This is a genomic window from Microbacterium sp. 18062 (assembly GCF_902706225.1).
Lineage (GTDB): Bacteria > Actinomycetota > Actinomycetes > Actinomycetales > Microbacteriaceae > Microbacterium.
Window position 1 is genome coordinate 1 of the sequence record NZ_CACSKB010000592.1, and the last position, 402, is coordinate 402.

Annotated in this window: 1 protein-coding gene; it reads right to left on the reverse strand. The window is 53.5% G+C overall.

Annotated elements, in window-relative coordinates; all coding sequences use genetic code 11:
• Positions 1-101: 101 nt before the first annotated feature.
• A partial coding sequence (locus GVL03_RS21370) for an HNH endonuclease (RefSeq protein WP_200847423.1) occupies positions 102-402 on the reverse strand: 301 nt, incomplete at its 5' end.

The following is a 402-nucleotide window of genomic DNA, read 5'->3' on the forward strand; positions in this document are numbered from 1 at the left end:
TAAATGCCTAACGGTCGCGGTAAGCCGCGCCGAAGTGCGAAGCGCGGAGGGCACCTACAAGCGAAGCTTGTGGGCGTCGGCTTAACCAAACAGTTAGGCGACTACTTCCCATAGATGATCGTTCTTGCTTCGGTAAGGTTGAGCCAACGGCCTTCTGACGCGATGGCTTTGTGAACAAGTCTATGGCAGCAAGCGCATAGCAACACCATGTCGGAAAGCTTAGTGGAGCGCTCGTCGCCTACGGCCAGCGGAATAACATGGTGTGCTTCGTATATTGACTCTGCTAAGTTGGCTTGGACTTCACCAGGAACTTTCTCGCATAGATCACAGATGAGACCGCCTTCCTTTTTGCGGAGCTCAATGAGACGCGAACGAAGCTTTGGGTCTCGCTCTCTACGAAGG